Here is a 4,796-nt window from a genome sequence, read left to right on the forward strand (position 1 = left end):
GAACAACAGAGCGTAGCCCGGCGGGAGTTGGGCCAGGACGCGGGCGACCGAGGGGGCTCCCACCATGTGCGGGAGGGTACTGAGGACCGAGCTGACGTCCCAGCGGGCCGTGGCCGGGGTGGCTCCCTCGATACGGGTCGCGACGGCGTCCACGAACTCGGCGGCGGTCAGGGGGCGGGTCACCGGGACCTGGGAGGAGATGAGCCGGGCCGCCTCCTCGGGCAGGTGACGTGCCAGATCGACGCGTGCCTCGCCGGTCACGTGGCCGCCCAGGGCGGAGAGGACGATACGGGTGACGCGGGCGGCCTCGGCCGTCGTGGCGTACTGGCCCGCGTCTCGGACCGCGTCCATCAGTTCGTCCCAGGTCAGGCGCCGTCTCGTGTCGTTGCGGGGATGCGTCGGGGACGGGGTGGGAGATGAGGGCGTCGCGGCGCTGTACGGGCTGGTGGTGGGGATCATCGTGGGGGCTCCTCCGGTTTCCCGAGCCGGTCCGGTGCCGGGTCTTGCGGTTCCGGGTTCCGGGTCCGGGTCGAGTTCCCAGGTATGCGTCTTTTGTACCGGTTGAGGCGGGTTTACGGTTCTGGCGGTCCTGACGGCCTCGGCTCGGGCTTCCGATCTCGGGCTTCCGATCTCGGGCTTCCGATCTCGGGCTTTCGCTCGTCCACCTCGAGGCGCACGCACCGCGTACCGCACACCGCGCCCCCGCGGGCATACACGCCGTCGGCGGGTGTACCGACGGGCGCGCCCGCAGGGGCACGGGGAGGCGGCGGCCCGGACCGTCAGCGGTCGAGCTGCTTGCGGCTGCCGCCGCTGATCTGGATGCGGCGCGGCTTGGCCTGCTCGGCCACCGGGATGCGCAGGGTCAGTACGCCGGCGTCGTACGACGCTTCGACACGCTCCGTGTCGAGGGTGTCGCCGAGGAACAGCTGGCGTGTGAAGGTGCCGGTGGGGCGCTCGGCCACGATCATCTCGGCACCCTCGGGGGCGGGCGAGCGGCGCTCGGCGCGCACGTTCAGGACGTTGCGCTCGACGTCCAGGTCGATCGTCTCCGGGTCGATGCCGGGGAGGTCGAAGTGGACGATGAAGTCGTCGCCGGACCGGTAGGCGTCCATCTGCATTGCCGCGGGGCGAGCGGAGCCCAGGACCTGCTGCGCGAGTCGGTCGAGGTCGCGGAACGGGTCGGTACGCATGAGCATCACAGGTCACTCCTTCCGTCGGGTACGGGTGCGATGCCCTTACGGCTTCTTATATAACTCAGGAGGTAGAAAGTTGACAAGCCTGCGCTCAAGTTTCCGCAGTGCCATGTGCCCGGAAGGTGGTTAGCCTCGGTTGACCCGGTTCGTTGTGCGGTGACAGGAGGCAAGCGATGGCGAAGGTTCCCACGGCGGCGGTGGCCGCGAGCGGGCTCATCGGTGGGTACGGCGTGGCCCGCTGGACCGGGAAGCGGCAGCTCGGCGGGGCCGTACTGGCCGTCGCGGGTGCCGCGGCAGCTCAGCGGTGGCGGCGGGAGGCCGGGGGCAGGGCCGCCGGGGCGTTGACGGCCGCGTACGTCGCCGCGTTCGCCGGGTCGCATCCGCTGGCCAAGAAGGTGGGCGCCTGGCCCGCCGTGTTCGGGGTCGCGGGGGCCGTGGCGCTGGCCTCATGGGCGGTGGCCGATCGGCGCGCCTGAGGAGCCGGGGGCGAGCGCCCTGGCCACCGTCGGCGTCGCGCCGCGGGTGCGAAACGCCCGCCGGTATGCCTGCGGGCTGATCCCCACCACCCGCTTGAAGCGGTCGCGGAACGCCGTCGGTGAGCCGAAGCCCGCCTGGTGGGCGACGCGTTCGACAGGGTGGTCGGTGTTCTCCAGGAGATGCTGGGCACGGCGCACGCGGGCCCGGTGCAGCCACTGCAGCGGTGTCGTGCCCGTCTGCTCGCGGAAGCGGCGGCCCAGCGTACGGGCGCTGGTTCCCGCGTGGGCCGCGATGTCGTCGAGCGTGAGGTCCCGCTCGGCGTTCTCCTCCAGCCAGTGCAGCAGCGGCTCCAGCGTCGCGCCGGCCGGGGCGGGCGGCTGGGCGTGGACGATGAACTGGGCCTGCCCGCCCTCCCGCTCCAGCGGCATCACCGACATACGGGCCGCGTGCGCGGCGACCGCCGCACCGTAGTCCTTGCGGATCATGTGCAGGCACATGTCCATCGCGGCGGCGGCCCCGGCCGAGGTCAGGAACTGGCCGTTGTCGACGTAGAGGACGTTCGGGTCGACCGTCACCCTCGGGTACATGGCCGCCAGGTCCGCGGCCGCGATCCAGTGCGTGGTCGCCCGGTGCCCGTCCAGCAGGCCGGTCGCGGCGAAGATGAACGCGCCGACGCAGATCGAGGCGATCCGCGTACCGCTCGCCGCCGCCTCGCACAGGGCCTCGGCGACACCGGGCGGGAGCGGATCGAGCTGGTCGGTGTACGTGCCCGGCAGGATGATCGTGTCCGCCTCGGCCAGCGCCTCCAGCCCGTACGGGGCCCGCACCGTGAACGGGCCCGCCCGCACCTCCTCGGCCACCGAGCAGACCCGCACCCGGTAGGGCGCACGGCCGTCGGGCAGCCGGGCCCAGTTGAAGGTGTCGATCGGGGCGGCGAGGTCGAACGGTACGACCTGGTCCAGCGCCAGTACGGCCACGGTGTGCATGACAGGAGCGTAATGGCGAGACCTGGGGTGTACGCCGGGTTCTCGCCACGGGAAGACACGGGAGGGCATGGGAGGGCATGGGAGGGCATGGGAAGCCTCGGAGCCACGGAGCCACGGAGACGTCGACTGCTCGGAGCGGGTGGGCAGCGCACGTCCGGGTCGGCGCACGTCCGGGTCGGCGCACGTCCTGGCGAGAATCCGTTGAACCCTGGCGATCCCGCCGCTTCTACGGGTCTCCGGCAGCTCCTACCGTCGCCCCGTGACCAAGTTTCTCCTCGCCCTCCACGTCCTCGCCGCGATCGTCGCCGTCGGGCCCGTGACCGTCGCGGCCAGCATGTTCCCGCCCAGCGCGCGCCAGGCGCTCGCCGAGCCCGGCAGTGAGCGGGCCGTCTCGGTCGTACGGCTGCTGCACCGGATCTGCCGGGTGTACGCGGGCGTCGGCATCAGCGTCCCGGTGCTCGGCTTGGCCACGGCGTTGAGCATGGGAGTGCTCAAGGACGCCTGGCTGATCACGTCGATGGTGCTCACCACGCTCGCGGCGATGGTGCTCGTGGCGCTGGTACTGCCACGGCAGGAGGAGATCGTGGAGGGTTTGGCGAAGGCGAAGGCGAAGGCGGACGTGGAGGCTGAGGCGAAGGCCACAGCCACAGCCACAGCCACAGCGACTCCGACCACCGTCGGGGCAACCACCGCCGGTCCGGCCACCGCCCCCGAACCCACGATCAACCCCAGGACCACCGTTCAACTGGCCATGTTCACCGGTGTCTTCAATCTCCTCTGGGCCACCGTCACCGTCCTCATGATCGTGCGGCCCGGCTCCACCACGGGAGCCTGAACACCGCATACGGCCCCACACCCCCGCTTCTTCACATCGGAGCCGTATCCATGCATGATCCGCCCATGCATGGACAACCTCCCGGGCCAGGCCAGACACCTGGGCCCTCCGGCCCGTACGACCCGTCGTCCGCGGCCCCCCGCAGCTACCTGTCCGCCCTCGAAGCACGTCTCACCGCCGACGGCTGCCGCGTCTGGTGGGAGGACTGGGGCGGAGTCCCGGTGCTGCTCGGGCGGCGGGCCGACTTCCGGCTGAAGTGGATGGCCACCAAGCTGCACCTGTTCACGGTGGCGGCGGCCGTCCCGGAGATAACCGTCCCCACGATCGCGACCTTCACCGACCAGGTGCTCGCGTACGCCAAGAAGAACAAGGGCGGGCTGCCGGTCGGGCTGCAGACCGGTGTGGGCACCTTCCCCACTCTGGTCAGCGACCGCGTGGATCCGGCCGCCGTGCACTGGGCCGAGGCGCAGCAGCGGGCCAAGTTCGCGTGCATGGCCCGGCCCGTGGTGGTCGACAGCGCGCGGCAGTACGTGGGGACGTACCGGGGGAAGCCGTTCATCGGCCGCGCGTACGCCTCGTACTTCACCGAGAAGGGCCTGCGGTACTTCCACGGCCAGTGAGCCTCACGGGCCAGTGAGCCTCACGGACCAGGAGACTCACGAGCGCTGTGCCCGGATGACCCATCCCTCCTCGACCGCCTCCGCCTCGACCGCGTCCACCTGGAACCGCCGGGCCACGGAGGCCGCGACCAGGACGCCCGCGCTGGCCACCAGCGTGAAGAAGGCCCAGGTCAGCGGCCAGGCCTCCGCGTCCGGGGGTTCCGGGTGGGTGCGGAAGGAGAGGTACATGAGCGCCGCGGGCGGGACCGCGGCCACCAGCAGGGGCCAGGCCGGGGAGTCCCGGTGGCCGAAGTAGGCGGCCAGGGCGATCAGGACCAGGGCGAGGTACACGACGTCGGGGCCGTTCACCGGAGTCGTCTCGCTGAGGGAGCCCGGCGTCTCGATGCGGTTGCGCAGGTCCCACGGAAGACAGAGCAGATACGCGGCCGTGGCGACGGCGGCGCCGAGCAGGCGGGTCAGCCAGCGTTCCGGCCAGGAGCACGTGCGCAAGGGGCGGAGCAGCTTCTCGGTCATGCGTACGAGGGTTCCGGGCGCGGGAGCGGCCCGACAGAGTACGCGTACTCAGACTCCCGTACTCAGAGGTACTCAGACGCCGCGGTCACAGCGAACTTCCGGGGGCGGGGGGCCGTCGTGGGGGCTGGTCGCGCAGTCCCCCGCGCCCCTGAAGACCGGCCCTCTCACACCC

The 4,796-nt window shown here is 71.7% G+C and carries 7 protein-coding genes; 3 read left to right on the forward strand and 4 right to left on the reverse strand.

From position 1 onward, the window contains the following. Together FNH04_RS41365 and FNH04_RS41370 are read right to left on the reverse strand one after the other, a co-directional pair. Positions 1 to 459: DUF2267 domain-containing protein (locus FNH04_RS41365; protein WP_152791371.1), on the reverse strand; the 459-nt coding region annotated here is incomplete at its 3' end. Positions 460 to 779: 320 nt separating this feature from the next. Further along, a complete protein-coding gene (locus FNH04_RS41370) occupies positions 780 to 1,196 on the reverse strand; it encodes an Hsp20/alpha crystallin family protein (protein ID WP_152791373.1) in 417 nt (138 codons plus the stop codon). Between the two features lie 170 nt (positions 1,197 to 1,366). Between FNH04_RS41370 and FNH04_RS41375 the strand changes: the two genes are divergently transcribed. Beyond that, complete coding sequence (locus FNH04_RS41375) at positions 1,367 to 1,669, forward strand: hypothetical protein (protein ID WP_152791374.1); 303 nt, start codon at positions 1,367 to 1,369, stop codon at positions 1,667 to 1,669. Here the strand turns inward: FNH04_RS41375 and FNH04_RS41380 are convergent. Then, positions 1,640 to 2,656 (reverse strand): GlxA family transcriptional regulator, encoded by a 1,017-nt coding sequence (locus FNH04_RS41380; protein ID WP_152791376.1) that lies wholly within the window; start codon positions 2,654 to 2,656, stop codon positions 1,640 to 1,642. The genes FNH04_RS41375 and FNH04_RS41380 overlap by 30 nt on opposite strands. A gap of 259 nt (positions 2,657 to 2,915) precedes the next feature. Between FNH04_RS41380 and FNH04_RS41385 the strand changes: the two genes are divergently transcribed. Further along, on the forward strand, positions 2,916 to 3,491 hold the full coding sequence (locus FNH04_RS41385) for a protease (protein WP_322725370.1): 576 nt from the start codon (positions 2,916 to 2,918) through the stop codon (positions 3,489 to 3,491). Positions 3,492 to 3,556: 65 nt separating this feature from the next. Next, positions 3,557 to 4,111, forward strand: coding sequence for a levansucrase (locus FNH04_RS41390; RefSeq protein ID WP_228031927.1), 555 nt, complete (start codon positions 3,557 to 3,559; stop codon positions 4,109 to 4,111). A gap of 36 nt (positions 4,112 to 4,147) precedes the next feature. On the opposite strand, the gene FNH04_RS41395 is transcribed toward FNH04_RS41390, so the two are convergent. Next, positions 4,148 to 4,624, reverse strand: a complete 477-nt coding sequence (locus tag FNH04_RS41395) for a hypothetical protein (RefSeq protein WP_152791380.1) — start codon at positions 4,622 to 4,624, stop codon at positions 4,148 to 4,150. Between the last annotated feature and the right edge of the window lie 172 nt (positions 4,625 to 4,796).

This window comes from Streptomyces phyllanthi (genome assembly GCF_009377205.1).
GTDB lineage: Bacteria > Actinomycetota > Actinomycetes > Streptomycetales > Streptomycetaceae > Streptomyces > Streptomyces phyllanthi.